Origin of the sequence: Paenibacillus sp. BK720 (assembly GCF_011761545.1) — a bacterium.
Classification (GTDB): Bacteria; Bacillota; Bacilli; order Paenibacillales; family Paenibacillaceae; genus Pristimantibacillus.
The window spans coordinates 339,136-365,715 of sequence record NZ_JAASRQ010000006.1 but is presented as its reverse complement, the minus strand read 5'-3'; the positions used below and the strand labels follow the sequence as shown (position 1 = coordinate 365,715).

Annotated in this window: 22 protein-coding genes; 14 read left to right on the top strand and 8 right to left on the bottom strand. The window is 53.6% G+C overall.

All coding sequences use genetic code 11. From position 1 onward, the window contains the following. Positions 1 to 7 precede the first annotated feature (7 nt). Both FHT67_RS23385 and FHT67_RS23380 read left to right on the top strand, forming a co-directional pair. Positions 8 to 1,159 carry a DHHW family protein gene (locus FHT67_RS23385; RefSeq protein ID WP_167201480.1) on the top strand — a complete coding sequence of 384 codons (1,152 nt, stop codon included), beginning with the start codon at positions 8 to 10 and terminating at the stop codon, positions 1,157 to 1,159. Between the two features lie 26 nt (positions 1,160 to 1,185). After that, positions 1,186 to 1,992, top strand: a complete 807-nt coding sequence (locus FHT67_RS23380; protein ID WP_167201479.1) for a DUF4358 domain-containing protein — start codon at positions 1,186 to 1,188, stop codon at positions 1,990 to 1,992. 323 nt (positions 1,993 to 2,315) lie between these two features. Here the strand turns inward: FHT67_RS23380 and FHT67_RS23375 are convergent, their stop codons facing one another. Both FHT67_RS23375 and FHT67_RS23370 read right to left on the bottom strand, forming a co-directional pair. Further along, positions 2,316 to 2,966 (bottom strand): GntR family transcriptional regulator, encoded by a 651-nt coding sequence (locus tag FHT67_RS23375; RefSeq protein WP_167201478.1) that lies wholly within the window; start codon positions 2,964 to 2,966, stop codon positions 2,316 to 2,318. Positions 2,967 to 3,043: 77 nt separating this feature from the next. Continuing rightward, positions 3,044 to 3,847, bottom strand: a complete 804-nt coding sequence (locus tag FHT67_RS23370; RefSeq protein WP_165930694.1) for an S-layer homology domain-containing protein — start codon at positions 3,845 to 3,847, stop codon at positions 3,044 to 3,046. A gap of 158 nt (positions 3,848 to 4,005) precedes the next feature. Between FHT67_RS23370 and FHT67_RS23365 the strand changes: the two genes are divergently transcribed. The 5 genes from FHT67_RS23365 to FHT67_RS23345 all read left to right on the top strand — a co-directional run bounded on the left by FHT67_RS23365 (position 4,006) and on the right by FHT67_RS23345 (position 11,376). Further along, entirely contained in the window at positions 4,006 to 6,171 is a 2,166-nt protein-coding gene (locus tag FHT67_RS23365; protein ID WP_347880117.1) for a YhgE/Pip family protein, read from the top strand. Between the two features lie 601 nt (positions 6,172 to 6,772). After that, positions 6,773 to 7,630, top strand: a complete 858-nt coding sequence (locus FHT67_RS23360; protein WP_132308397.1) for a class II fructose-bisphosphate aldolase — start codon at positions 6,773 to 6,775, stop codon at positions 7,628 to 7,630. Positions 7,631 to 7,782: 152 nt separating this feature from the next. Further along, positions 7,783 to 8,487: a GDSL-type esterase/lipase family protein gene (locus FHT67_RS23355; protein WP_167201477.1), complete on the top strand. Its 705-nt coding sequence runs from the start codon at positions 7,783 to 7,785 to the stop codon at positions 8,485 to 8,487. Between the two features lie 175 nt (positions 8,488 to 8,662). Next, entirely contained in the window at positions 8,663 to 9,409 is a 747-nt protein-coding gene (locus FHT67_RS23350) for an ABC transporter ATP-binding protein (RefSeq protein WP_132308401.1), read from the top strand. Next, positions 9,406 to 11,376: an FtsX-like permease family protein gene (locus FHT67_RS23345; protein ID WP_167201476.1), complete on the top strand. Its 1,971-nt coding sequence runs from the start codon at positions 9,406 to 9,408 to the stop codon at positions 11,374 to 11,376. Before FHT67_RS23350 ends, FHT67_RS23345 begins: the two co-directional genes overlap by 4 nt. A gap of 61 nt (positions 11,377 to 11,437) precedes the next feature. Here FHT67_RS23345 and FHT67_RS23340 read toward each other — a convergent pair whose 3' ends face one another. The 3 genes from FHT67_RS23340 to FHT67_RS23330 all read right to left on the bottom strand — a co-directional run bounded on the left by FHT67_RS23340 (position 11,438) and on the right by FHT67_RS23330 (position 14,653). Next, positions 11,438 to 12,430: a sensor histidine kinase gene (locus FHT67_RS23340; RefSeq protein ID WP_167201475.1), complete on the bottom strand. Its 993-nt coding sequence runs from the start codon at positions 12,428 to 12,430 to the stop codon at positions 11,438 to 11,440. Then, a complete protein-coding gene (locus FHT67_RS23335) occupies positions 12,427 to 13,098 on the bottom strand; it encodes a response regulator transcription factor (RefSeq protein WP_167201474.1) in 672 nt (223 codons plus the stop codon). The genes FHT67_RS23340 and FHT67_RS23335 overlap by 4 nt, the downstream gene beginning before the upstream one ends. A gap of 100 nt (positions 13,099 to 13,198) precedes the next feature. After that, positions 13,199 to 14,653 carry an MDR family MFS transporter gene (locus tag FHT67_RS23330; RefSeq protein WP_167201473.1) on the bottom strand — a complete coding sequence of 485 codons (1,455 nt, stop codon included), beginning with the start codon at positions 14,651 to 14,653 and terminating at the stop codon, positions 13,199 to 13,201. Between the two features lie 122 nt (positions 14,654 to 14,775). On the opposite strand from FHT67_RS23330, the gene FHT67_RS23325 reads away from it, so the two are divergent. Continuing rightward, positions 14,776 to 15,678: a LysR family transcriptional regulator gene (locus tag FHT67_RS23325; RefSeq protein WP_167201472.1), complete on the top strand. Its 903-nt coding sequence runs from the start codon at positions 14,776 to 14,778 to the stop codon at positions 15,676 to 15,678. Between the two features lie 50 nt (positions 15,679 to 15,728). Here FHT67_RS23325 and FHT67_RS23320 read toward each other — a convergent pair whose 3' ends face one another. Continuing rightward, a complete protein-coding gene (locus tag FHT67_RS23320) occupies positions 15,729 to 16,487 on the bottom strand; it encodes an SDR family oxidoreductase (RefSeq protein ID WP_132308413.1) in 759 nt (252 codons plus the stop codon). Positions 16,488 to 16,708: 221 nt separating this feature from the next. On the opposite strand from FHT67_RS23320, the gene FHT67_RS23315 reads away from it, so the two are divergent. The 4 genes from FHT67_RS23315 (at position 16,709) to FHT67_RS23300 (ending at position 22,034) form a co-directional block, all read left to right on the top strand. Next, complete coding sequence (locus tag FHT67_RS23315) at positions 16,709 to 17,317, top strand: TetR/AcrR family transcriptional regulator (RefSeq protein ID WP_132308415.1); 609 nt, start codon at positions 16,709 to 16,711, stop codon at positions 17,315 to 17,317. Positions 17,318 to 17,450: 133 nt separating this feature from the next. Continuing rightward, positions 17,451 to 18,182 (top strand): class I SAM-dependent methyltransferase, encoded by a 732-nt coding sequence (locus FHT67_RS23310; protein WP_167201471.1) that lies wholly within the window; start codon positions 17,451 to 17,453, stop codon positions 18,180 to 18,182. 85 nt (positions 18,183 to 18,267) lie between these two features. Next, positions 18,268 to 19,857 carry a histidine kinase N-terminal 7TM domain-containing diguanylate cyclase gene (locus tag FHT67_RS23305; RefSeq protein ID WP_132308419.1) on the top strand — a complete coding sequence of 530 codons (1,590 nt, stop codon included), beginning with the start codon at positions 18,268 to 18,270 and terminating at the stop codon, positions 19,855 to 19,857. 185 nt (positions 19,858 to 20,042) lie between these two features. Further along, a complete protein-coding gene (locus tag FHT67_RS23300) occupies positions 20,043 to 22,034 on the top strand; it encodes an ATP-binding protein (RefSeq protein ID WP_167201470.1) in 1,992 nt (663 codons plus the stop codon). A 247-nt stretch (positions 22,035 to 22,281) separates the two neighbouring features. On the opposite strand, the gene FHT67_RS23295 is transcribed toward FHT67_RS23300, so the two are convergent. Next, on the bottom strand, positions 22,282 to 23,490 hold the full coding sequence (locus FHT67_RS23295) for an MFS transporter (RefSeq protein ID WP_167201469.1): 1,209 nt from the start codon (positions 23,488 to 23,490) through the stop codon (positions 22,282 to 22,284). Positions 23,491 to 23,637: 147 nt separating this feature from the next. Here FHT67_RS23295 and FHT67_RS23290 point away from each other — a divergent pair, with 147 nt between their 5' ends. Both FHT67_RS23290 and FHT67_RS23285 read left to right on the top strand, forming a co-directional pair. Beyond that, entirely contained in the window at positions 23,638 to 24,282 is a 645-nt protein-coding gene (locus FHT67_RS23290; protein ID WP_167201468.1) for a sterol desaturase family protein, read from the top strand. A 20-nt stretch (positions 24,283 to 24,302) separates the two neighbouring features. Beyond that, positions 24,303 to 25,097 carry a phosphotransferase family protein gene (locus tag FHT67_RS23285; RefSeq protein WP_167201467.1) on the top strand — a complete coding sequence of 265 codons (795 nt, stop codon included), beginning with the start codon at positions 24,303 to 24,305 and terminating at the stop codon, positions 25,095 to 25,097. 53 nt (positions 25,098 to 25,150) lie between these two features. On the opposite strand, the gene FHT67_RS23280 is transcribed toward FHT67_RS23285, so the two are convergent. After that, entirely contained in the window at positions 25,151 to 26,518 is a 1,368-nt protein-coding gene (locus FHT67_RS23280; protein WP_207918153.1) for a dicarboxylate/amino acid:cation symporter, read from the bottom strand. Positions 26,519 to 26,580 lie beyond the last annotated feature (62 nt).

Genomic DNA, 26,580 nt, shown 5'->3' with positions numbered 1-26,580 from the left:
GGACATCATGATGAAAAAACAAACCGACCGGCTGCTCGCCATCTGGTTTATTGTCACGATCTTTGTGCTGGCCTTGGCATTCCTCTTCTCGCCGGCAGGCAAGTTTTCCGAGCTGGAGAACCGTTATTTGCAATCGGCGCCCAAGCTGACGTGGGATAATCTGATCTCGAAGCGGTTTGCGGAGGAGGCGGAGACGTACGTGACGGATCATTTTCCGCTGCGCGGGCAGTGGGTATGGGTAAAGTCGCTTTCTGAGCAGCTGCGGCTGCAGCAGGAGAACAACGGAATCTATAAAGGGAAGGACGGCTATCTGTTCGAGAAGTTTGCGAAGCCGGATCCGGCGTTGCTTGCCCAATATACGGCCGCGGTGAAGGCTTTTGCCACCGCTAATCCGGGCGTTGACCTGACGTTTCTGTTGGCGCCAACCTCGATTGGCCTTTATCCGGACAAGCTTCCCTGGAAAGCGCCTCATGACGGGCAGGATCGGGTGAACGAAGCCGTAGGGGAGCAGCTTCAGGGGCTGGCTAATCTAACGTATATGAATGGGTTCAACGTTCTGAAGCCGCATGCCTCTGAAAATATTTTTTACCGGACCGACCATCACTGGACAACGCTAGGCGCTTATTACGCTTATAAGGCGTATGCGAAGCAGATGGGGTGGACGCCGCATCCGCTGCCCTCCTATACGGTCAAGACGGTAAGCGATTCGTTCCTCGGCAGTTATCATACGCGCGGGCAGTTCAGCCTGGTGAAGCCGGACCTGCTGCAAGTATTCCTGCCGAATAAGCCGGTGGCGACGTCGATGTATGTAGCGGATACTGATACAACCACGAACAGCTTGTACGACGAGAGCTACCTCGCGAAAAAAGACAAATATTCGTATTTCCTCGGCGGCGTTCACGCGCTCTTGACGCTGACAAGCGACATTCCGCCGGGTGATGTGGATCTGGACAGGCTGCTTGTAATCAAGGATTCGTATGCCCACAGCGTCCTGCCCTTCCTCGCGCAGCATGCGAAGGAGATCCATGTGATTGACATGCGTTATTACAACGGAAGCATCAGCCAATATATGAAAGACAATGGCATCAGTCATGCGCTGTTGCTGTTTAACACAGCGACATTCGCCGAGAACAACGAGATTCTGAAGCTCGGCAAATAATCGATATAACAAGGGAGAGTTCTTACATGAAAAAACGCGCCATTATTCTTCTTCTCGCGACTATGATTATGGGCGGCGTGCTCAGCGCCTGCGGCGGCAATAACAACAACAGCAGCAGCAATAATACGGCAGCTTCGCCAACTCCTTCGGCTACGGCTCCCGCGGAGGAAAGTCCGTCCGTAAGCCCGGATCCGCAGCCAAGCGAAGAGGCATCGGAGACGCCTGCCGAAAGTCCGTCGGCAAGCCCGGAGCCAGCGGCAAGCGCTTCACCCGCGCCAAGCAAGACGCCGGCGCCAACGAAGGAGCCTTCCGCCACGAAGGAGCCGTCGGCAAGCGCGAAGCCTTCCGAGCCCGCAAAGAAGCCGGCGCCGACCGCAAAGCCGTCCGCTACGCCAAAACCAACGCCAAAGCCAACCGTAAAGCCTAGCCCAAGCCCGTCTGCGGAGGCTGCCGCAAGTGGTATCGTCGATGCGATGCTGAAAGCGGTCGAGCAGCCTGCCCTGATCGCGATGACCGCCGATGACGTGAAGAACATGTATGGCATTGATGCCTCAACGCTTGCCGATTACTCCGGCCGCATGCCGCTTATGAACGTAAAGACAAACGAGATTGCCGTATTCAAGGTGAAGAAGGAGAAGGATATCGACGCCGTGAAGAAAGGCATGGTCAGCCGCGCCGAAGCGGTTCAGAAGCAGTTCGAATCGTATTTGCAGGACCAATACGAGAACGCGAAGAACTACAAGATTGTCGTCGAGGGTAATTACGTGCTCTTCGTTATTTCGGAGAGCGCCGATGACCTGGTGAAAGCGTTCAAGGCCGCGGCGAAAAAGTGAGAAAATCTCTATCGAGACCTCTAGAAGATGGGCGGCCGCGAATTCTATTGCGGTAAAAAGCCCGGCAGCCGTATAATTTGGCGCGTTGGATTCATCCTATTTGGGTAACGGTTGGCGTAAGGAGGTTACCCAAATGAATGAATCCCTGTTCCATCTGTCATATATCGTTCTGCTTGGCGTGCTGCTCGCGCTTGGTCTCGGTTGGATGGGATGGTTGATATACCATCGGAAGAAAAGGAAAGCCAGATAAACAAAAGCCATGGATTCCATTGCGGGAATTCATGGCTTTTTTCAAAGAATATAATCCATGCCGAAACGACTATTTATTTCATCAAGCCATGGAGAATGAACTGCTCGTGCGTATCCGAGTATTGCGAAGCGACAGCGGCTTTAGCCGCGGCGATATCGCCTCTCTTAAGGGCTTCGAGAATGCTGCGGTTCGTCTGAATGGAACGGCTTGGCTGGTATTGCGGGTATTTGATGCGGTAGGATACGGTGGTGAACACGTAACGGCCGCGATACAGCTCTATAATTTGCAGCATGCTTTCGTTATGGATCGTCCCCAGGATGGTTCCGGTAAACTGCAAATTGCTGTTGTAGTAGCCGTAATAATCCTTTTGCTCCAAGGCGGATTGCTGCTGCTCGAGCAGCTGCTCCATGGTGGCGATATCGAACTTTAACTGCCGTTTGGCTGCTGCGTCCAGCACGAACAGCTGCATGGAGACAAGAACCTCGTACATTTCGCTGAATTCATGGACGGATACTTCCTTCACCATAACCCCCCGGCCCCGGAAGGAGCCTACGAGACCTTCACGCTCAAGCAGGGAAATAGCGGCGCGGACCGGCGTCCTGCTCATGCCGAGCAGGGCGGCAAGCTCGTTCTCCGACAGCATCGAACCCGGCATATATTCAGCCCGCATAATCCGTTCCCGGATTTCGCGGTAAGCGATTGTTTCTAATGATGTTGAGGACATGGCGGATGTTCCTTTATCTGTTTTTTAGACTAATAGTACCAAATAACCGGAAAGCAATGCTATAGGCAGGCCGAATGTCAGCCGATCGTGTCACCATCCACTACGACATCGATAAGGCGATACCCCTCGCTGCCGCTCTTGATAATCAAATCCCCTTTAATATGCAAATTTCGCAAAGTAATATCGGGAGCCGCTATCGTAACGTCTCCGTACACCGTCTCGACGGCGGATTCAAGGCCATAAGTACCCGGGGCCGAGTAAGTCCGGTTCACGATGCCGGACTTCAGCAATCGGTCGATCATGCTGACAGCGCTTGCACGAGTGACCGGTTCGGCAGGCCGGAAGGTGTCGTCCGGGTAGCCCTGCACGATTCCTTTTTCCGCCAGGTTCGCTACGGCTCCGCGGCTTGCTTCCTGAATCCGATCATTGTCCTTGAACGGACTGTCCTGTTCTCTCGGAAGCTCCAGCTGAACAAGTGTTGCGAGCATAAGCGCCGCTTCCTCCCGGGTAATGATCTGCCCCGGTCTTATCTTGCCGTTGCCCCCCTCGGGTATGTAGCCTGCTTGAACAGCCTTGCCTATTTCGGTGTAAAACCAGTCGGACGTCCTGACGTCTTGATAAAAGAAGGGCGCCGCGTCGCTCAATTCGAAAGCTCTGTTGATCATCGATACCATCTCCGCCCGGTTCACGGGCATCTCCGGTTTAATCGTCCCGTCCGGATAGCCCTGCAGCCATCCGAGATCGAGCCATTCCTTCAAAGCCGGGGCGGCCCATGACTGCTCCGCTTCTTCGTACGCCGCCTGAGAGGCGGCATAGCCCGTTATTGCAAAGGTAAAGAGACAACCGATTAGCAGCGGCACAACGGCTTTCCATCGACTCATCAGCATCGCATCCCTTCAAAATGTAATGTAGTCCTCTATTAAAGTGTACAAGATGGCGAATGCAATAGCTGTCGAATGGAAGTGGAAGCCGCAGGAAACAATAGGGGCACAATGAATGACAGATAAAGGATGGATCCGAATTGGCTAATCCGTTTCGAGTGTTTAAGAAGGACCTGGGTTATTTTCTGAAAAACAGGATGCTTATCATTACGTTTCTTGGCGTATCAATCGTGCCGATGCTGTACGGAGGATTCCTGATCAAGGGGAACTGGGATCCTTACGGGAAGCTTCAGGATCTGCCGGTGGCCGTTGTCAATCTCGATAAAGGCGCGGAATATCAAGGGAAAGCGATGAATGTCGGCGAGGATTTCGTAAAGGAGCTGAAGGAGAACGAAACCTTCGACTGGCGGTTCGTCAGCGAGCAGGCCGCCCGCGAGGGGATGGTCAGCAACCGGTATTACGCGACGATTACGATTCCGGAGAATTTCTCCGGGAATGCATCCTCCTTAACAAGCGAATCGCCGCAGAAGGCGGATATAATCTTCGAATCCAACAGCTTTTATAACTTTATATCCGGGCAGATCAGCGAAAATGCGACAAAGGAGCTGCGAAACAAGCTGTCGCAAAATCTGACTGAGGCGTATTCGAGAAGCATGCTTTCTCAATTCTCGGAGCTCTCGAGCGGTTTATCCCGGCTGGCAGCCGGGGCTTCCGATCTGCATGATGGCGCGGTGCAGCTAAAGAATGGCGCGGGGACGCTAAGCAGCAAGCTGCAGGAGCTGTCAGGCGGTGCGGCCAAGCTTCGCGCCAGTGTCGGCCAGCTGGAAAGCGGGGCATCGGAGCTGAATGCGGGGCTGTCGAAGCTGAGTAGCAGCGCAGGAACGTTATCATCCGGGGCGTCGCAGCTGGGTGCGGCGGCAACGCAGCTGAAGCAGGGCGCGGATAAGCTGGCGGATGGATCGGGGCAGCTGAAGGACGGCATTCAGTCCGCCAAGAGTGGGGCCGATGATCTGTACGCCGGTCTGCAGCAGTCCGCGGCCGGAAGCAAGCAGCTGGAGACGGGGCTGACCGCATCGGCCGCCGCCAGCGATGCGCTGGCAGACGGCAGTGCACAGATAGCCGCTGGCCTCAAGCAGCTGGCGGACGGCAATGCCGAGCTGGCTGCCGATCCTGCGGTGCAGAAGCTGCTTGCGGCAAGCCAAGCGGCAGCTGACGGTGCGAAGGAACTGAGCAAGGGCCAGCAGAAGCTGCTAACGGGCAGCCGCACCTTGAATGCCGGGCAGCAGAAGCTGCTTGCCGGCGGCAAGCAGCTAAGCGCCGGCCAGAGCAAGCTGCTGCAAAGCGCCTCGCAGCTGGCGACGGCGCAGGATCAGCTGCGAGACGGCTTATCGCAAATGGCTGCCCGGTTCCCGGCCTTTGTATCGGGCAGCAAGCAGCTTGGACAAGGCGCGGCGCAGCTGGCGCAAGGATCGGAGAAGCTGAAGTCCGGCATCTCGCAGTTTGAAGCCGGCGGCGCGTCGCTTGCAAGCGGCGCTTCGCAGCTGGCAGCCGGGGCGGGCGAGCTGAAGACCGGTGCCGATAAGCTTGCAAGCGGCTCGCAGCAGCTGGCGGATAATCTGGCGAGCGCTGCCGAGCAGACGGCCAGTCTCAAGGCGGACGAGAAGACGATCCAGATGATTGCCGAGCCGGTTACGATTGTGGCCAATGACGACCGCAAGGTGAGGCTGTACGCGAACGGGATTGCCCCTTATTTTCTGTCGATGGCCTTATTCGCGGGCTCGCTTGTTTTTACGACGATGTTCTCGGCCAGGCAATCCGCCGCGGAAGAAGCGGACGGACTACCGCTGTTCCTGAGCAAGCTGCTCACCTTCGGCATCATGAGCCTGGCCCAGTCGCTTATTCTTAGCACCGTGATTTTGTATGTGCTGGGGTTAAAGGTAGAGAGCGTGCCGCTGTTCTATCTGTACACCGTCCTAACCGGCTTTACCTTTATGTTCACCGTCCAGGCGTTTGTTACCTGGCTTGATAATCCCGGGCGGTTCGTCGTGCTGCTGCTTATGATCTTCCAGCTTGTCTCCAGCGCGGGCACGTTCCCTTACGAGCTGCTGCCGGGCTGGGCGCAGGCGATGAACCCGTGGCTTCCGATGACCTACAGCATCCGAGGCTACAGGGATGTGATCTCGAGCGGAGATTTCGCTCATATGTGGCAGCAAGCCGGGCGGCTCGCCTACTACATTGTTATTTTCGTCATGCTGACCTGCCTATACTTTGCCCTGACGAAGAAAAAAGAACGTGACGAGCAGCTGATGCCGGTGAAGATCTAAGTGAAGATGCAGAAGCAAGCTGCCGGTCCCCGAAGGGCCGGCAGCTTGTTTCTGTGGGCTAACAACAAAACTTTGTTTTAAAATGGTAAAATAGCAGAAGGTTAAAAGTAATTATTTTTTAAGATGGGGAATGGTAAACGATGAGCCTGAAAGCAACGGTATGGCAGGGCGCATTACTCGGGGTGATCCTTGCAGCGATTCTTGTTTTGACGAACAATAGACTTGTAAGAGGCCTGTTTCGAACGGATAGTCATTACGACAATTTCCAGTACCGCGACTCGGTTTTTGTCGTCTATCGCGGACCCTTTCAGGACTTTCCGAGGCTGGCGGCCGCCTTCTGGTTCGCGCTAATATTAATCGCTTCTATTATAGCGCTTACAATTTTTAAAAAGCTCTGGTTTGCCTTGCGACAAAGGAGCTTGGCCTCCAATAGGTAGTCTTATGCCGAATTTTGTGATAACATATTGACTTAAAGAGAACGTGAACGAGTACATACGCCCATTCCGTTCGGGCCGATAGATCTGCCGGTTGGAACCGCATAACAGCAGTTGAATTGGGTATGATTGAAAGGTCTAGTCATTTATCTGAGGAGGATTTAACAATGGCATTGGAATCAATGAAAGACATGCTGAACAAAGCTTTGCAAGGCGGTTACGCTGTTGGTCAATTCAACATCAATAACCTCGAATGGACGCAAGCGATCCTTGACGCTGCTCAAACAGAGCAATCCCCGGTAATCCTGGGCGTATCTGAAGGCGCAGCTCGTTATATGGGCGGCTTCAAAGTAGTAACAAACATCGTTAAAGCCCTGATCGAAGAAATGAAAATCACGGTTCCTGTTGCCATCCACCTGGACCATGGTTCCAGCGTTGACAAATGTAAAGCAGCGATCGATGCTGGCTTCACATCCGTTATGATCGACGCTTCGCACGATCCGTTCGAAGAGAACGTTCGCATCACTAGCGAAGTGGTTGCTTACGCTCACGAGCGCGGCATTTCCGTTGAAGCTGAGCTGGGTACAGTTGGCGGCCAAGAAGACGACGTAGTCGCTGAAGGCGTTATCTACGCTGACCCTAAAGAGTGCAAAGAGCTTGTTGAACGCACGGGCATCGACTGCCTGGCGCCAGCTCTTGGTTCCGTTCACGGCCCTTACAAAGGCGAGCCTAAACTGGGCTTTGCCGAAATGGAAGAAATCTGCCAAACAATCAAGCTTCCGCTTGTATTGCATGGCGGTACGGGTATCCCTACGGAGCATATCCAAAAAGCGATTGCTCGTGGTACGGCAAAAATCAACGTGAACACAGAGAACCAAATCGCGTTCACTAAGGTTGCCCGCGAGATCCTGACTAAAGATTCCGACGTATACGATCCGCGTAAATTCCTGGCTCCAGGCCGCGAAGCGATCAAACAAACGGTTATCGGCAAAATCCGCGAGTTCGGTTCCTCGAACAAAGCGTAAGAATGATATAAAAGGGCTGAACGGCTGCCACTTGCGGCTGTCCAGCCTTTTTTTTGTGTGGTTGAAGTGACGCGTGCTCCGCTATAATAGAGTCAAATCATAGGGACTGGGTGATTCAAGTGACCAAGACAGCAGCAGAAGGCAACAAGTTAATGAAAACGCATACGGTGAATACGGCCGTTATTCCGGCGACAAAGCTGGAGGAGGACAGCTACGACTGGTGGGAGCGGCATGAGCAGGTGCTGCGGATCAAGCATGAGATTAATCCGGAAATCGTCCTGATCGGGGATTCGATTACGCATTTCTGGGGAGGGCTCCCGGTCTCTTCAAGCCGGCATGGAACGGGACAAGCATGGGAGTCCGTGTTTGCAGGCCGCCGGGTTCTGAACCTTGGCTTCGGGTGGGACCGGACGCAAAACGTATTGTGGCGTCTGGACAACGGGCAGTTCGAAGGGCTCTCTCCGGAGTGGGTGGTTATTAATATCGGCACGAATAATACAAGCGATACCGAAAACGCCCGTTCCAGCACGGCCGAGGAGGTCCGCGACGGTGTGCGCGCGGTTGTTGAACGCGTTCGCCAGCATGCCCCTTCCGCGAAGATTATTCTCATGGCGGTATTCCCGCGCGAGGAGTCTCCGGAGGATCCGCGCCGCAAGCTGATTGGCAGGATGAACGAGCTGTACGGGGAGCTTGCCGCTGAATTGGGACTGATCTTCCTCGATATCGGGCCGTCGATGCTGGACGAAGACGGAACGCTGCCGCGCGAGATTGCTTTCGATACTTGCCACCTGACGGAGCAGGGCTACCAGCTGTGGGCGGATGCGCTGAGCAAGATTATCGGGAAGAAATCGAATTAGAGCAGAGGTTGCCGTCCGGTCATGAGGGCGGCAAATTCTTTATCTAGCGTTGCGAGCTTGGAGGGACGCCGGACCGCCATCGTGACAAAAACGTCACCTGGAACGATCTTACTTCGATGGATGCCTCTCTCCGATCTGTCTATATTAAAGATAGAAAGAGGAGAGGAGCTTTGAGATGGAGACGGTTATCCAGACGAAAAATTTATCAAAGAGCTACGGGGCAACCCCCGTATTGAAAAACATTGATTTGACGGTTCAGCCCGGCGAGCTTACGGCGATTATGGGGCCTTCGGGATCGGGCAAATCCACGCTGATGAACGTGCTTTCCACGATTGATCAGCTCAGCGGCGGCGAGGTATGGATTGAGGGGAAGTCGCTGCTTGATATGAAGAAAAAGTCGCTTCGGCAATTTCGCCAGGAGCGGATGGGGTTTATTTTCCAAGACTACAATCTGCTCGACACGCTGACGGTGAAGGAGAATATCCTGCTGCCCCTGTCGCTGCGCCAGTACAAGGCGGCGGATATGGAGGCGCGGCTTAAGCCGATCGTTGAAGCGCTCCACATTGAAGGGCTGCTCGAGAAATATCCGAACGAGATCTCCGGCGGGCAAAAGCAGCGCGCAGCCTCGGCGCGGGCGATTATAACGGAGCCGGCGATCGTATTTGCCGATGAGCCGACGGGTGCGCTTGATTCGCGTTCGGCGACCCAACTGCTTGAGCAGCTTGTATCGCTAAACGCGGCCTTTAACACAACCATCCTGATGGTTACGCATGACAGCTATGCGGCGAGCTACTGCAAGCGGGTTATTTTCCTAAGGGACGGAGCGGTCGTAAGCGAGATTTACGCGGGCGAGCAGAGCCAGAAGACCTTCTATGAACGCATTCTGGAGACGCAAAGCCTTCTAGGAGGCAAGCTGCGATGAGCCTGTTCGATCTGACGATCCGCAATGTCAAACGCAACTTCCGTCTGTACTCCATCTATCTGATGTCCATGATTATCGGCGTTATTATCCAATATACGTTTTCGTCGCTCATGTACAACAAAGACATTATCGACGCGCTGCAGAACCGGGAGCTGTTCCAGACCGGGGTAGCGATTGCGTCCGTCGTCATCTTCCTGTTCATTATTTTCTTTATCCTGTATGCAAACTCGTTCTTCATGCGGCAGAGGAAGAAAGAGTTCGGCATGTATCTCCTGTACGGCCTGAACGAACGGCAGCTTGTACGGATGATCTTCTACGAGACGCTTGTAATGGGCGCGATCTCGCTGGTTGTCGGAATTTTGCTCGGCGGGCTGCTCTCGAAGCTGTTCGGCATGCTGCTTATGAATCTGATGCAATACGATCAGGTCATCTCGCTGTCTTTCCCGATTGGAGCAATGGCTACGGCGGCAGGTGTTATTCTATTGATCGCGTTGATCGTCAGCGTTCAAAGCTACATTCTGGTTAACCGCGTGCAGCTGACGGAGCTGTTCCATGCCAAGCAAAAGGCGGAGAAGCCGGTCCGCGTGTCCCCTGTCATGGCGGTTCTGGCCGTTCTGCTGATCGGCCTCGCTTTGTTTCTTATCTGCAGCGGACAATATTCCGCCGTTTGGCAGGATTACGGGGTCTTTAGCTTAATTGCCACGGCCATAGGCATCGTTGGCGGCACGTATCTTTTCTTCCGCCAATTTGCCGGATGGCTGCTTCAGCTAATCAGCCGCGGGCGCAAGTACCATGAAGGCAACACCGTGTTGTGGACGTCCTCGCTCCGTTTTCAAATCCGGGGCAACACGCTCAACCTGACGTTTATCTCCTTGTTCAGCGCGGTCATTGTGATGCTGCTCTGTTTCGTGACGATCAACTACAAGGTGCAATTCGAGGCGGTTGGCATGAACGTACCCAATGCAATCGCGTATGAATCCCTCGATCCGGCGGCCAATGAGAAGATTGACGAGTTGATCAAAGGCTCCGGCCATGCTATTAACTATCATCTGAAGCCCGAAGTGCTGGTTGCGGAACCGCTGACGGACCGTGGCATCGCTTTCGACAACCCGGAGTATTACGTTCCCGGCCTATGGCTGATCTCCCAGAAGGACTACAATGAACTAATCGGTCTGCGGGGCGATAAGCAGAAGGTAGAGCTGAAGGGATTGGAGGCTGTCGCCCTCGCGCAAGGCTCCGACTTTCCGAAGCGTTACGCCGCTGGAGAGATGCCCGATTTCAAGGTGAAAGCGGATGGCGAGAAGACGTTTACGATCGTGGAGAAAAAGGACTATGCCTACCTCGGCTGGGCAACCGACCCGGTCCTGTCCATGGACAAGAAGCCGCCGGTGTTTGTCATCTCGGACGAGGCTTACGGGCAGCTAAGCGGCGGCGCGATGGATAAAAAAGGCTTCGAGATTTACGGGCTGGCGGACGCTAAAAACGCGGAGGAATTATCCGAGCAGGTTCATGCCCTTGTTGTCTCCCAAGACAAAGAGGCCTATTACTCCTCGTTTGCGGATATCTATTCGAAGCAGATCGAGAGCTCGTCCCTGCTGCTGTTTGCCGCCGGCTTCCTGGCTCTGATCGCTACCTTCGCGCTGGCGAGCGTCATCTACTTCAAGCAGCTGCGCGAAGCCACCGACGAAAGACTCCAATACGCCATCCTGCGCAAAATGGGCATCCACAACCGCCAGTTCCGCAGCGTCATCCGCAAGCAGCTGCTGTTTGTCTTCCTGCCCCCAATCGTGCTGGGGATGTTATACAGCTGGACGATTATCAAGTATTACATTCTCGACTCGGTAACGGACTTCCCGGAGCTGCCGGGCATCGTGTGGAGCATTATCGGGGTATTCTTCTTCATCTATCTGGTGTTCTACATCTCGTCGGCCAATCTGTATTACCGGATTATTAATCAGAACCCTTAACTTGCGAAAGGGCTGCCCCGTCGTCAACTCATGACGTTTTGGGGCAGCCCTTTGTCTTCCTTTACTCTTTCCGCTGAAGCGTATCCAAATAAGGATCATGATGCTTTGGAAAATGAATCGTGAACACCGAGCCGCTGCCCGGTGCGGACTCGCAGGTAATGTAATGCCCCAGCTTCCTCGACAGCTCCTGGGCCAGGTATAGCCCCATGCCGGTCGACTTGGCATGCGTGCGGCCGTTTAATCCTGTAAATCCCCTATTGAAGATGCGCGGCATATCCTTGGCATCGATGCCGATGCCGTTATCCCGAAGGATCAGCAGCCTCTCCTCGTTCGTTTCCGAGGCCTTCACGCTGATCTCCCCATGATCCCTTGTATATTGCAGGCTGTTCGTTATGATCTGGTTAATAATGAACAGCAGCCATTTGGAATCGCTTTGGACGACGGTGAACGGAAGGTCGAGCCGAACGCGGATTCTTTTCGAGATAAAAGACTTGGAATGGGCTTTGATGACATTCTTGACGAGCGGCTCCAGATCGCAGTTCACCATCTCGTAGTCCTGATTGAAGCTGTCGAGCTTCGCGTAATACAAAGCCTGATCCACATAATGCTCGATCCTCGACAGCTCCTCGTTCAGGCTTTGCGGATCAACCTCGGTCTGCTGCATCAGGCGGAGTACGGAAATGGGCGTCTTGATCTCATGGAACCAGGAGATGATGAAGTCGTAATATTCCTTCTGCCGCGCTTGAACCTCGTTCAAGGAACGGATATGGGCGATGCCCGATTCCTCCAGCGTATCCCGGTAAGCCTCGGCCTCCAGCGACAAAGGCTCGGCGTCCTCGCTTTGCATCCGGCGGATCGCCTGCAGGTTCCGCGTATAGCGGTAGGCGGTAAAAGCGGCAAGCCCGAGCGCAACCAGCGTTAGCGCGTAGAAGAACGTCGGCCAGTGCCAGGAAGATTGCGGATCCGTTGCGAATACCGCAACCGTAAGCAGAAATGCGATGCCATACAACAAATAATAAGGCCGTTCGTATTTCAGGAATCGCCAGAAGCTCATTCGATGATATACCCCATTCCTTTGCGGGTCGCGATAAAATCCTCGAGCCCAAGCAGCGCGATTTTGCGGCGCAGCCGGTTGACGTTAACGGTCAAGGTATTGTCATCGATGAACTGCTCGTCGTTCCACAGCACCTGCATCAGGTCATCGCGCGAGACGATCTTGCCGATGCTGCGCATCATCGTCTGGAGGATAATAAATTCGTTGCGCGACAGCTCAGCCGTTCGCTCCCCGTGCTGCACGGAGGAATTCGACAAATGGAAAACAAGCTGCCGGTGCGACATCTGCAGGTTGTCGTCCTGATACGTATAATTGCGGCGGAGCAGCGCGCTCACCTTTGCCACCAGCACGCCAAGGTCGAACGGCTTCTGCACGAAGTCGTCTCCGCCCATATTAATCGCCATGATGACGTCCATATTCTGATTGCGGGACGAAATGAAAATAATCGGCACCTTCGAAGCCATGCGGATTTGCTGGCACCAGTAAAACCCGTCAAACACGGGCAAATTGACATCAAGCAGCACCAAATGGGGCTGCGCGGCCTCGAACTCGCCAAGCACGTTTTCGAAGGACGTCAGCTCGATGACTTCATACTGCCATTTGCGTAATGCGTCGGCGACAATCCGCCGAATCTTCTCGTCGTCTTCAATGATCATAATCCGAAACAACGGCTTTACCTCCTGCTCCACGCGGGCTTGTATAAGGTGAATTATATCATTTTCAAATGCCGAAAGCCCCTCTATACGGATATAGAGGGGTTTTCCGATATTATTTGGATACGGTCGAAGCTGCTTTATTACCGCTGCTCCTGGAGCGGGAGCTCAGAACAAGAATAAACGGAATCGCAACAACCGTAACGATACAAGCCGCGATAAACGTATCGTTCATGGCGAGGACGGAGGCGGTCTCCTGCAGGGAGGTGTTCACCGCGCCGCTTGAGCTAAGCTCCGTGAAATGCGTCTGCGTCCGGACCGAGTAAACGGAGCTGAATATGCCGATTGCGAAGGATGCGATAACCTGTCGCAGCCAGTTCGTAATCGCGGAAGCATGCCCGGTAGACTCCTTCGGAATAGCGCTCATCGAGAGCGTCATGATATTCGGAGACGAGAAGCCCAGCCCGACATAACGGCAAATCATCCACCCGATGATAAACGCATAGGACGTTGTCAGGGATAGACGGCTGAACGCCCATGTCGCGATGATCAGCAGAAAAGCGCCGCCAAGCAGCGGATATTCCGGACGGATTTTCCCGTGAAGACGCCCCGACAATAGAGACGCGCCTATCATAAGCAGAGCGCCCGGCAGCATCATAAGCCCCACCGTCAAGGAGGATGAGCCAAGGGCATTTTCCATATAGATCGGCAGCAGGAAGGCGCCCGCGTACAAGCCGATCGTCAGAATACAGTTGACGACAATGCCAAAGGTGAAGGTCGTGTACTGGAAAATCCGGAGATTAAGGAGAGGCGCTTTCGCCGTCAGCTCCCGCCAGACGAACAAGGCCATGCTGACTACGCCAAGCGTAATCCATAGAATTGCCCAGCCGGAAAACCAGCCGATTTTATTTCCTTGCGTGAAATACATCATTAGGGCCGTACTGCCCGTTACGGCGGTGAGCAGCCCCGCTATATCCAGGGAGCTGCCTTTGTTGGCCTGCTGCATCGGCAGGTAACGGGAAGCCAGCGCGATCGCCAATAGCGCAAGCGGGATGTTCATGAAGAAGATGGCCTTCCAGCCGTAATACTCCGTCAGCAGGCCGCCAAGGGTTGGGCCAATGGCAGGGGCAAACATGCTGGCCACGCTCCATAGACTGACGCCAAGCGCTTGCTTTTCCGCCGGAACCGCCTGATAAACGATCGTTAACGTTGCCGGCAGAATCGCCCCGCAGAACAAGCCCTGCAAAATCCGGAAGAGGACAAGGGAACCGATATTCCAAGAGCAGCCGCATAAGATCGAACATAGGAGAAAGCCGACTAACGAGAACATATAAAGACGCTTATAGCTGATTTTATCCCCCAGGTAACCAACGATAGGGGCTATTGAACCCATGGCGAGCATAAAGCCGGTCGTTACCCACTGCGTATCGTTCAGATCCGAATGAAGATCCTTCATCATGAAGGGCAGGGCAACCGTTACCGTTCCCGAATTCAAGATCGAAGAGAAGTTGCCGAAAAAGATCGCCAATATAACGAACCAGAACCGGCTGCCGTCTTGCTTCGCATTCATAAATGCCTCACACTCCACTTTTCTCACGTGAGGTCGATTATAATATAATGGATTCAGATGGCATACCATCTATTGTTGATGGTAATATAAGCAACGCTAATATAAAGAACTGAGGAAAGTCCATGAATATCGAACAATTGGAATATGTGAAGGAAGTATTCGAGACGAATTCCATGTCGCTGGCCGCGCAAAATCTTCATGTGTCCCAATCCGCGATCAGCCAGTCCATCTCGCTCCTGGAGAAGGAAATCGGCATTCCGCTCTTCAAGCGTTCCCGTAATGGAACCGTGCCGACCGAAGACGGGAGAACGATCATCAAGAAGGTGCTCGAAATTCTGATGAAGGTCGACGAGATTAAAGAAGAGGTGCAGTCGATTACGTCCGTTTATAAGGGCGAGCTGGTCATCGCGACGATTCCGAGCTTGAGCATGACCTTTTTGCCCAAGGCGCTGGCAAGCTTCAAGAAGGACTTTCCCCAAATCAAGGTGATGGTCATCGAGCTGGAGAGTCGGGTAGTCATTGACCGAATCGTCCATGACAAAGCTCACCTGGGATTAATCTCGCTTAATCCATATACCAGCGACGGACTGCCGGACGAGCCGATTGCCTTCCACTCCTTTCAATACAAAGGGGAGCTGCAAGTCATCGTACCCCGGGATTCGGTGTTGGCGCTTAATAAGGAGCTTATGCTGAAGGATTTGGCCAATCATGCGTTTATTATGTCGGCAAGCAGCTTCTGGGATGGGGTGACGGAGGATATCGATCAGGTATGCGGCGGGATTAACGTTATTTTTACGACAACCAACCCCGAGGTCATAAAGCGAAGCGTCGCGGAGGGCCTTGGGATCAGTCTGATGTCCAGCCTTATGCTGAGAGACGATCCGTATGTGGAGAGCGGAAGGATTGCTGCGGTACCGCTGGCCGGGTATCGGCTGGATGCAAGCGGCACGTTTGGCGGCATCTATTCGAAGAAAGGCAGCCAGCAGCGGCTGGCCCGGAAGTTTCTCGATTATATTGAAGTGTAAAATAAAAGCGCCAGCCTCATCGGCTGACGCTTGTTTGATAACAAGATTTTTTAGTAAGCCGTCCAGCCTGCATCGGCCGTAACTACGGTGCCGTTCACGAAGCTTGCGTCATCGGAAGCCAGGAACAGAGCAACCTTTGCAATCTCCTCAGGCTCGCCTGCGCGAGGATTCACCTGAATGCCAACCATTGCGCGTTCCATGCCAAACGGACTTGGCGCATTGATCGAGGTACCGATATTCGTATTTACGCCGCCGGGAGCGATGGCATTGCAACGGATGCCTTGCGTGGCGTATTGGAAGCCGACGTTTTTCGTCAGACCAACAACGGCGTGCTTCGAGGCGGTGTAAGCCGCGCCTGCGCGGGAACCAAACAGACCTCCGGCGGAAGCGATGTTCACGATAACGCCTGCTTTTTTCTCCAGGAAGAGGGGAAGCACTTTGCGGATGGTCCGCATTGGGCCTGTCGTGTTGATCGCGAAGATCCGCTCCCACAGCTCGTCCGTCAGATCGGCGGCAGGAACAAAGTTGTCCATAATGCCGGCGTTGTTGACGAGAATATCGACCGTGCCGAACTTATCTACCGCCGCATCGATCAGCTGCTGTACATCTTCCTCCTTCGCAACGTTGGCTGCCACGGCAACCGCCGTACCGCCTTTTTCCTCAATTCCGTCAACAACGGTTTGAGCGGTATCCACGCGAAGGTCGGATACGACCACCTTTGCTCCTTCCGCGGCATACAGCTCGGCAATCGCCTTGCCCATACCCGAAGCCGCGCCTGTAATAACTGCAACTTTACCCGATAGTCTCATCGTTAATTCCTCCCGGTTTCAATTGGTTTGTATGCATGTCCTTCCTGCGAAGGAATAAAAAATGTTTTTCAACAGCTGTTGGTTATGAATACAGCTGTTTGTTTTTAGTATAATAAAGCCGTGGAGCAAGCCTCAATCAGTAAAACCTTATGAAATGTGCGTTAACGAACAAACGGCCGCCGTTTGTTGAAAAAAACTTTTTGGAAAAAGGAAGGGATGGCATGCCCAATCATCCTAGCAAAGCGGTCGACCGCCGGGTGATCCGCAGCAGGGAGGCGTTAAAGCAGGCGCTGCTCACGCTTATGAAGCATAAGGATTTCGATGACATCTCCATTACGGAGATCGTGGAGCTTGCCGATTATAACCGCGGGACCTTCTACTCGCATTACGACAGCAAAGAAGCTTTGCTGGACGATATTATTCGCGGTCTGATCGTGGAGCTGCTGCAATCGTTCCGTGCTCCTTACGAGAACGAGGAGTATTTCCGCATTCACGAGCTGCCGGCCCATTCGGTGAAAATATTCGAGCATATTCAGCAGCATGCCGAGCTTTACACCCTGCTGCTGAAGAGCAACGCGCATTCCCATCTGAGAGAGAAAATGTTCAGTGCCATTCAGCAGATTTCAAGGGATGAGCTGGAGCATCCGACTCTGGAGGGCATAAATGTCGAGCTGCTGTCCGTTTATTCGAATCATGCGCTGCTTGGACTGATTTTCTACTGGATTGAGAATGGTCTGCCTTACTCCCCGGCTTACATGCAGGAGCAGCTGGTGAAGCTTATTCAATGGCGGCCGTCCGTCGCCAGGACAAAAAAACCGGGGAAGCCGTAAGGCTATGGGTTATAGGCTATAGGCTGCCAGAGAAACATGCCGATATGGTAAGAGAGAGGTTATACTCATTTTGTAAAAGTGCCTTCGAATAGGCCTGAGAAAGCTGGAGGATAAAAGGGAGAGTGGAAACGCTATGAAGCAAAATAAATACGATGACCCGGACTTTTTCGATAAATACAGTCGGATGGCCCGTTCCATCGGCGGTCTGGAGGCGGCAGGGGAATGGCATGTCCTGCGCACCATGCTTCCGGACATGGAGGACAAGAGGGTGCTGGATCTAGGCTGCGGCTATGGCTGGCACTGCCGCTATGCGCGGGAGCGGGGCGCCCGTTCCGTTCTTGGGATCGACATATCGGAGAAAATGATCGCGCGCGCGAAATCGTTTAACGAGGATGCCGCGATCACCTACCGCCGGGCGGCGATCGAAGATATTTCCTTTGAGCCCGGAGAGTTCGACGTCGTCATCAGCTCGCTTGCGCTCCATTATATAGAGGATTTCGCGGGGGCCTGCCGCAAGATTTACGAAAGCCTGGCTCCGGGCGGAAGCTTTGTCCTGTCCATGGAGCATCCGGTCTTTACGGCCGTAGCCGCACAGGACTGGCATTACGGCCCAGCGGGAGAGCGGCTGCACTGGCCGGTCGACGGCTATCAGGACGAGGGGCCGCGTATCGCCCGTTTTCTGGACTCCGACGTCGTCAAGTATCACCGCACCTTATCGACGATTATGAATGCTCTCGCTAAGGCCGGATTCCGCATTGCGGACGTAGCCGAGCCTGGTCCTTCGCAAGAGGCCTTGGAGCAATATCCCGACATGAGGGATGAGACGCGCCGTCCGATGTTCCTGCTGCTCGCTGCGCGCAAATAGAAATTTCAGGAACCGCCCACAATTGCTGCTATTTGTGTTACGATCAGTTGCAAGAGATAATCTTTCATAACGGAGTGCACCAAGTATGGGAACACCTTATTCCGCTGTTTTAACGATGATGGTTACAGCCGGTGTTATTAATATCTTAATGGGTATTTACGTATTCATGAACCGTTCCAAGCAAGCGATGGCGAGGACCTTTATCGCGATGTGCTTTCTCTCGGCTATCTATATATTCGGGTCAGCTTTGGAGCTGTCGGCCAATACGCTTAGCGAAGTGAAGTTCTGGATTACGGTAGAGTACTTTGGGATGCCGTTTATTCCGCCGGTCAGTCTGATGCTGATCATGTTTTTCCTTGGAATGGAAAGGTTATTGAAATGGCAGATGCGCTATTTGATGTTCCTGATGCCATTTATTACGCTTGTGCTTGTCATCACAAACGACATGCATCATTTCTATTACCGTTCGGTCGAATTGCAAATAACCGAAGGTATCCATAGAGTCGAATTAAATGCGGGGCCCTGGTATATCATGCAAGGCGGCTATACGTTTGGCTGCATGATTGGCGGAGTGGCCTTGCTGCTCATCTATTGGAACCGGATGCGGTCCTCTTACCGTCTTCAGCATATTACGATGCTGGTGGGGCTTCTCCTGCCGATCGCCGGCGATTTCCTCTACTTGGGCAACCTGACGCCGGGCGGCATTGACCCGATTCCCGTCATCATGGCCGTTACAGCGGCTTTGTATATGTGGGGGCTTGTCTCGAAGGGAATGCTGAACGTTGCGCCGATCGCCAGGGATACGCTATTCGAAAGCATGAACGACGCGGTACTGGTGCTGGACCGGAGCAATCGGCTAGTCGACTTTAACCCGGCAGCCGCCGCTATTCTTCCGGAGCTTACAACCTCTGCGCTTGGGCAAGCGATTGAGCCGCTGCTTGCTTTGCATACGGATATTTCGATGCTCGACCTGGATACGGAAGCGGGCGAAGATATTCCGCGTATCTACGATGAGGTTAAGTGGACCGTTGGCATGCAGTCCTACTATTATCAGATCCGCTCTTCCTTTATCCGGAAGAGAAGAGGTCCGGAGACGAGCAAGCTGATCGTTATGATTGACGTAACGGAGAGGGTGCGCCTTCAGGAGCAGCTTCGGGTGCTCGCTTATCATGACGGTCTGACGGGGATCTTTAACCGTCGGCACTTCATTCATTTAAGCGAAGCGCTTCTGCATCAATCGGCTGAGCAGAACGAGTCTCTTGCCTTGCTGTTGTTCGATATCGATCATTTCAAGCGGATTAACGATGCTTACGGCCATGATGCCGGAGACCGCGCCCTGCTGCATGTTGTCGATATCTGCCGGAAGCTGCTTCGTCCGGAGGACGTGTTTGGCCGGTATGGCGGCGAGGAATTCGTGGTCGCAATGCCCGGCTTGTCCCGCGAGGAAGCAGAGTCTGCCGCTCAGCGGATCCGGGGCGAGATTGCCGCGCAGGCTATGGCCGCCGCCGCTTCCGAGCCTCCATTGTCCGTGACGGCAAGCTTTGGCATTGCCATGGCGGGAGCGGGCTGCAAGGAAGCCGGGGGCGGCATCAACCAGCTGCTGAAGGCAGCCGATAATGCCCTGTACGAAGCCAAGAACAGCGGACGGAATACGGTCCGTTTAGCCCATATATAGCTCATACAAAAGCGCTTCTCCGATAATGGAGAGGTGCTTTTTTTCGTTGGTCGGTTTCGAAATGCCGCGTATATGACAGAAGTCTCGTCTGAGCCGGAGGGAAAGGAGGATTTTGGCAGTAGAAATCGTATTATAGGGATAATGGAACTAGAAAATGTTGTAAGCAGGCGAGGGGAGGTTCATGATTGTTTCGCGGGAGGGGCTTTGCGGTTTATTTCGGAATGATTCTATTGCTGTTATGCGCGGGCTGGCTTCTGTTTCTGCGGAGGGATTCCTTTGCCGGGGCTGCGGTTAGCCATATTCTTCAAACGTTAGCTGCTCTTTACGCGGCTATCCTCCTGTTCAGGGCCTCTGGCAAAGAGGCGAAATACTGGATTTATTACGGGCTGGGACTCTTGTTTTATTTTGTTGCCCAGCTCATCTGGACCATTGTAACGCTTATGAGGGGCGCCGAGCCCGATTATTTGGGCATCCCCGAGCTGTTATGGAGACTTCAATACCTGTTCTTTCTTATTGCCCTCTATATGCAGTATCAGCAGCGACGTTCCAATCTTGCGTTCCGGTTCATACTCGATATTTTATTGTACGGCACGATGGCATCCACGCTTTATTGGAACCTTCTGATCGAACCGATTCTGTCCCATCATCACGTTAACCGGGATGTTATCGGGTACCACATGTTTAACTCGTCCTTTAACGCTGTCATCGTATTTCTTCTGCTGTTCTTCAGCTGGTACGGCAAAAAGATCATTTCCGGCCGGGCCAATTGGTTTCTGTTGAGCGGCTTTTTAATTAAATTATTAGGCAACACGGCATTTGTCTACTTATTATCCTACGCTGCCGCAGGCGAGCAATGGTCCTGGATTGCGGACTTCTGCTGGTTTATCGGCATGATGTTTATCGGCTTTGCCGCGATGCCGGACAAGGAACCGCTGGGCGCTTCTCTCCGGCCGGGCAACGAGTCGAGGCAGACGTTTATGAGACGTTACGCGCTAATTATCTTTGTTTGCGCGGCGCTTATCGCCGTCATCTGCCGGTTGGGCGAATTTTCCATTATTAGCGTAGGCGCGATTGTAGCGGTAGTGCTGCTTGGCGTCCGGCTGTCGGTGGGCATATACGAGCTGGAATCGGCAGGGGCCGCTCTCATGCAGTCGCGGGTCAATTACGATAATTTCGTGGAAAGCTCGCTGCTTGGCGTGTTTATCGAGCAAAATGGCCAGCTGGTCCATATGAATTCGTACGGGGAGAGCATGTTTGGCTGCGAGCCGGGACAAATGCTTGGCCAGCCGCTCGCAAGCTTCCTGCTGGAAGCGGACGGCGACCGGTTAAAGCAGGAATTTAGCATGATCTGCCGGTTGAATCAATCCTCCCGGCTTGCTCTTGCCGCGCGGAAATCCAATCAAACGGATCTGTTTCTCGAGATGCAGGCGGCTCCCGCTTTCTTCAAAGGCAAGCCGGCCATATCCGGCCTTCTGCTCGATATAACGGAGAGCAAGCTGTCGGAGCAGCATTTGATCCGGTCGGAGAAGCTGTCCGTTATCGGCCAGCTGGCGGCAGGGGTTGCCCATGAGATCCGTAATCCGTTGACCGCGCTGAAGGGGTTCACCCAGCTGCTCCACCGGAGAACTACGGACCAGAACCGCCATTATTTCGATATGATGCTAACCGAGCTGGAGCGGATTAACTATATTGTGGGCGAGTTTATGCTGCTGTCCAAGCCGCATCAGTGGCAGCAGATGAGCCGCTGCGATATCGGCTCGCTGCTCGACGATATCGTACCCATCATGCAGTCGCAGGCCATTATTACGAACGTCAACATTTTGGCGGAGAAGAGCCCGAATCTGCCGGTCGTTTTATGCGATGCCAATCAGATTAAGCAGGTGCTCGTTAACCTAATGAAAAATGCGATAGAAGCGATGCCGGGCGGCGGCGAGCTTCACGTCCATATGAAGAAGGATCATAAAGGCCACATTGTCATCGATATTATAGACCAGGGTGTGGGCATTCCCCAGCATGTCATCGACCGGTTAGGCGAGCCGTTCTATACCACCAAGGATACGGGAACCGGGCTTGGACTTACCGTATGCTTCAGAATCATCCAATCCCATGGCGGCACGTTAACGATTACGAGCGAGCCGAATATCGGAACGACGGCAACCATCAGGCTGCCGGCTTAGCTTGTAAAGGAAACAACCCCCCGGACTGCTCTGTCCAGGGGGTTGTTAGATCTTAGATCCGGATATCGGCGTGCTGGTATCCGAAGCACTGCTCTGGGATGTATACGACGAGCTTGATTGCGAGATGGATGATGATGAAATATTCATATCCGCTCACTCCTTTCATGTAGGTCTTCCGCTACATGAAGGTTATCGGTTTCAAACATGAACGGAGGATGAACACAGCCTGAAAGTTGGCTGAATTCGCTTAGGGATTCGTCGAATCCGTCCGGTAACTGAGAAGACCAAGCACCAAAGCCAGACCAACCAGGATGGCGCCTACCCATGGCAGCGCGCCAAGGGAAAGATGGGTAATGACCCAGCCGCCGATGAAGGCGCCGGACGCATTGCCGAGGTTGCCGGCCGAATGGCTGGACGTCGAAGCCAGTGCCGGCGCGGACTGCGCGAGACTCATAATCCGGACCTGGAGCCCCGGGAAAACGGCAAAGGATGCCGCCCCCCACAAGAAGATCGTTATTACGGCAGCGATCTCGTTATGAACGGTAAAGGTGAAGACTGTCAGCACAACCGCAATAGTCAGGTAGAGGCCCAGAATGGAAGGCATCAGCTTCCAGTCGGCCAGCTTGCCGCCAACGATATTGCCGACCGTTACGCCGATTCCGAACAGAATCAGAATCCAGGTCACGTTATGCTCCGCGAAACCGGTAATGTCCGTGAGGAGCGGCGTAATATACGTAAATACCGCAAACAGTCCGGCGTTGCCGAGTGCCGCGATCAGCAGATAGACGAGCAGCTTTGGTCTGGCAATCGCCGATAGCTGCTTAAGGACGCTGACCTGCTTGCTTAGCTTAAGCTTAGGAATAAAGATCATAATGCCGATCAGAGCAAGGACGCCCATGGCGGCAATCGCGCCAAAGGAAGCGCGCCAGCCCCAGTTCTGGCCGATATACGTGCCGATCGGGACGCCGATAATGTTGGCGATGGTCAGGCCCGCCATCATAATCGAGACGGCTCCCGCCTGCTTATCCGCTCTTACGAGCTTGGAGGCGATAACCGCGCCAACGCCAAAGAAGGTGCCGTGGGTCAAGGCCGTAATCATCCGGGCGATCATGAGTACGGCGTAATTGGGTGCCACAACCGACAGGCCGTTGCCGAGAATAAAGAGCAGCATAAGAATGCAGAGCAGCTTTTTCTGCGGAATCCGGCTCGTCAGAATCGTCATAATCGGAGCGCCAACGGCTACGCCGAGGGCATACATCGTAATCAGCTGGCCGGCTGCCGAAATGCTGACGTTCAAATCGTTGGCCACATTCGGAAGAATGCCCATAATGACAAATTCGGTCATGCCGATTGCAAAGGCGCCAACGGTCAGGGACAGGACGGAGATCGGGAACGGCTCTTTCCCGGCTTGCCCTTGCAGAACTTGCTTGCCGTTTAATTGTTGCGAGACTTCCATAAGGTAAAGCCAACCTTTCTGATGAGCATGCATCTTGTTGAATAATAAAACCTATTATTTCGCTTCACGGGCATATAAGCAAGAACATTTTTTGTAAAATTACTGGTAAGATAAGAAGTAAAGGCTTACATCTCAAAAGGGCAGAGGATGGGGTTAATAGTGGGCAAAAAAGGGCTGTACCGCGACTATTTTTTGCATGCGGATATTATGATGATGACAGCGGTGCTGATCGGATTGGCCGCTTGGGCCATGATTGAAGCCGTGACCTGGTACAGTTCGGTATTCTTCATGGCCGGCCTTATCGGATTTATGTTCAGCGAATATTTGACCCACCGGTTCTTCTTTCATTTGAAGGCGCCCAAAAACCCGCTATTCCTCAAATTTCTGAAGCGTCTGCATTACGATCATCACACGGATCCGCATGATTTGAAGCTGCTGTTTCTGCCGGTCTGGTACAGCCTGCCCAATCTTGGCGTATTTGCGCTCCTTTTCTACTTGATCTCGGGCTCGCTTGCATTCACGCTGGCCTTCGCCGCGGGGCTTGTCGCGATGCTGCTCGTCTATGAATGGAAGCATTATGTGGCGCACCGGCCGATTCAGCCCAAGACGAGATTCTGGAAATGGAATAAGCGGATGCATCTGCTCCATCACTTCAAGAACGAGAACTATTGGTACGGTGTATCGACGCCGCTTGTGGACGCGATCTTCGGAACGTTAAAAGAGGAGAAGGACGTACCGACAAGCGCCACCGCGAAAAACCTGGAAAACCGCGGCCGGACGATGTCGTCCTGACCGCATGAAGGAGGACAAGGATGACTGTAGGGCAATTAATCGGGAAAGGCATGACCGCCGAGGTCTACGAATGGGGCGAGGGGCGGGTCGTGAAGCTTTATTACGCGAACATTCCGAAGGACTGGCTTGATTACGAGGCGGAGATCGGTACGGCCGTTCATCAGGCTGGCGTCCCCGCGCCGGAGGTTTTTGGACAGGTCGAGACGGAGGGGAGAAGCGGACTTGTGTACGAGAGGATAGCGGGACCTTCCCTCCTTGCCATGATGCTGCGCGATATGGACAAGGCGGAACATTACAGTACCCTTCTGGCCCGTCTGCATGCCGATATTCACCGCTGCAGGGCATCCCGGCTGCCAAGGCAGAAGGACCGGATGGCCATGTTCGTGCGGCAGTCCGCCTCTTTTCTGGGCGACCGGGTGGAGCCGGTGTTAGCGGAGCTGGAGCGTCTGCCGGATGGCGAATCGGTCTGTCATGGCGACTTGCATCCGGATAACGTGCTTCAAGCGGGAGGGCGGCTGACGGTTATCGATTGGATGGATGCCAACTCGGGCGACCCGTTATGCGATGTGGCGAGGACTTCCATGATGTTCCTGTCGCCGTTTGTTTCCATGCCTCCTCTGTTTATTCCTCCAGATACCGGGCAGCGGCTGAACGAAGCGTATTTGTCCGAATATTGCAGGCTGACGGGGGCGGAGAGCACCGCAATCGACCGCTGGAGGCTGCCTGTCGCCGCTGCAAGACTGCGCGAGCAAATTCCCGGCGAGCGGGAATGGCTGCTGGCCTATATTGACCGGCGGCTGCAGGCTAGCATATGAAAAAGCCGCCTTCTCCGCGTTATGCGGGAAAAGGCGGCTTTTGTGCTTCTGCATTACACAGCGTTTAACGCGATTTCTTCATCGTCGTCGTTATTGAATGCATCACGGTCGAATTCGCCTTCGGAATGGGCTACGAGAAGAGCGGTAACCGAAGTTCCTGTTGCGTTTACGGCCGTACGAGCCATGTCGATAAGAGCTTCAACGCCGGCAACAATCGCAAGCGCTTCAAGCGGAAGACCAAGCGCGGTAAGAACAACCGTCGTCGAAATAACCGCCGGTCCGGGAACGCCCGCGACGCCAATGGAAGAGATGATGCTTACGAATACAAGCACGATGTAGTCGGTCAGGCCAAGCTCAATGCCAAAGGCCTGCGAGGTAAAAACGACAACAATCGCCGGCCATACGCCGCCGCAGCCGTTGAAGTTGACGGATGCGCCAAGCGGAGCAACAAAGCTCGCGATTTTCGGCGAGACATGGAGACGCTTCGTAATGACTTCCAGGTTGATAGGCAGCGTAGCATAGCTGCTTCGGGTCGTGAAGGCAACGGCCACCGTCGGATACACCTTTTTGAAAAACTTGAGAGGATTAACCTTCGCTACGAAGAGCACCAGCCCGCCAAACACAAGCACGAAATGAATGATAAGGGCGACATACGAGGTTACGATAACGCTGCCGAGCTCCTGCAGGGTATCCCAGCCATATTTGGCCGCAACGCCGGCAATCAGGGCGAATACGCCATAAGGCGTAAGGCGGATCACGAATTTAACGACTTGATGCAGCACTTGCGTAGCCGATTTGATGAGATCCCGGACAGGCTTGACGGCCTCTTCGTTTTTCGAACCAACCTTAATGATGGCTACAGCCAGGAAAATCGCGAAGATCAGGATCGGAACAACCTTGCCGTCCGCCGCTTCGCTAACCGGGTTGGAAGGAACAAGGCTAAGAATAACATCCGAGAACGTCGGAATTTCGCGCGCTGCCGCGTCGCTTGCGGCAGGCTGCTGGATACCTTTGCCCGGGTTAAATACCAGAGCGGTCAGTAAGCCGATAACGGATGCGATACCGGTTGTGCCAAGGAACCAGGCAAACGTCTTGAAGCCGATTTTGCGCAGGTAGTCAAGGCTTGTGAGCGAAGCGATACTATTTAATACAAGAACAAAAACAAGCGGAATAACGAGCATGCGGATCAAGCTGATATAAATGCTGCCGAAGGTGGTGATCCCTTTGATTTCCAGGGAATCAAGGCTCTGGAACAGGATCCCGACGACCAGCCCCAGCCCTAATCCGACAAGCACCCGAGTACCGAAGCCAACACGCTTGCGTGCCAAGAAATACAGAAAAGCAAAGACGAAGATTGCGGTAACAAAGCTGTACCAGTTCGTCTCGATAGCCAGCAACAGGTTGTTATCTATTTTATCCATCTTACCATTACCCCCTAATCCAAGTTGTTTGATAGGAATTATAATTCAATAATTTACAAACG

Excerpts from the sequence above, each read along its gene's own strand:
- FHT67_RS23310 (WP_167201471.1), top strand. The coding sequence starts at position 17,451 with ATGAAGCAAAATAAATACGATGACCCGGACTTTTTCGATAAATACAGT.
- FHT67_RS23340 (WP_167201475.1), bottom strand. The coding sequence starts at position 12,430 with ATGAGCTTCTGGCGATTCCTGAAATACGAACGGCCTTATTATTTGTTG.
- FHT67_RS23370 (WP_165930694.1), bottom strand. The coding sequence starts at position 3,847 with ATGAGTCGATGGAAAGCCGTTGTGCCGCTGCTAATCGGTTGTCTCTTT.
- FHT67_RS23320 (WP_132308413.1), bottom strand. The coding sequence starts at position 16,487 with ATGAGACTATCGGGTAAAGTTGCAGTTATTACAGGCGCGGCTTCGGGT.
- FHT67_RS23380 (WP_167201479.1), top strand. The coding sequence starts at position 1,186 with ATGAAAAAACGCGCCATTATTCTTCTTCTCGCGACTATGATTATGGGC.
- FHT67_RS23355 (WP_167201477.1), top strand. The coding sequence starts at position 7,783 with ATGAAAACGCATACGGTGAATACGGCCGTTATTCCGGCGACAAAGCTG.
- FHT67_RS23325 (WP_167201472.1), top strand. The coding sequence starts at position 14,776 with ATGAATATCGAACAATTGGAATATGTGAAGGAAGTATTCGAGACGAAT.
- FHT67_RS23330 (WP_167201473.1), bottom strand. The coding sequence starts at position 14,653 with ATGAATGCGAAGCAAGACGGCAGCCGGTTCTGGTTCGTTATATTGGCG.
- FHT67_RS23280 (WP_207918153.1), bottom strand. The coding sequence starts at position 26,518 with ATGGATAAAATAGATAACAACCTGTTGCTGGCTATCGAGACGAACTGG.
- FHT67_RS23345 (WP_167201476.1), top strand. The coding sequence starts at position 9,406 with ATGAGCCTGTTCGATCTGACGATCCGCAATGTCAAACGCAACTTCCGT.
- FHT67_RS23385 (WP_167201480.1), top strand. The coding sequence starts at position 8 with ATGATGAAAAAACAAACCGACCGGCTGCTCGCCATCTGGTTTATTGTC.
- FHT67_RS23375 (WP_167201478.1), bottom strand. The coding sequence starts at position 2,966 with ATGTCCTCAACATCATTAGAAACAATCGCTTACCGCGAAATCCGGGAA.
- FHT67_RS23305 (WP_132308419.1), top strand. The coding sequence starts at position 18,268 with ATGGGAACACCTTATTCCGCTGTTTTAACGATGATGGTTACAGCCGGT.
- FHT67_RS23285 (WP_167201467.1), top strand. The coding sequence starts at position 24,303 with ATGACTGTAGGGCAATTAATCGGGAAAGGCATGACCGCCGAGGTCTAC.
- FHT67_RS23360 (WP_132308397.1), top strand. The coding sequence starts at position 6,773 with ATGGCATTGGAATCAATGAAAGACATGCTGAACAAAGCTTTGCAAGGC.
- FHT67_RS23290 (WP_167201468.1), top strand. The coding sequence starts at position 23,638 with ATGGGGTTAATAGTGGGCAAAAAAGGGCTGTACCGCGACTATTTTTTG.
- FHT67_RS23295 (WP_167201469.1), bottom strand. The coding sequence starts at position 23,490 with ATGGAAGTCTCGCAACAATTAAACGGCAAGCAAGTTCTGCAAGGGCAA.
- FHT67_RS23350 (WP_132308401.1), top strand. The coding sequence starts at position 8,663 with ATGGAGACGGTTATCCAGACGAAAAATTTATCAAAGAGCTACGGGGCA.
- FHT67_RS23315 (WP_132308415.1), top strand. The coding sequence starts at position 16,709 with ATGCCCAATCATCCTAGCAAAGCGGTCGACCGCCGGGTGATCCGCAGC.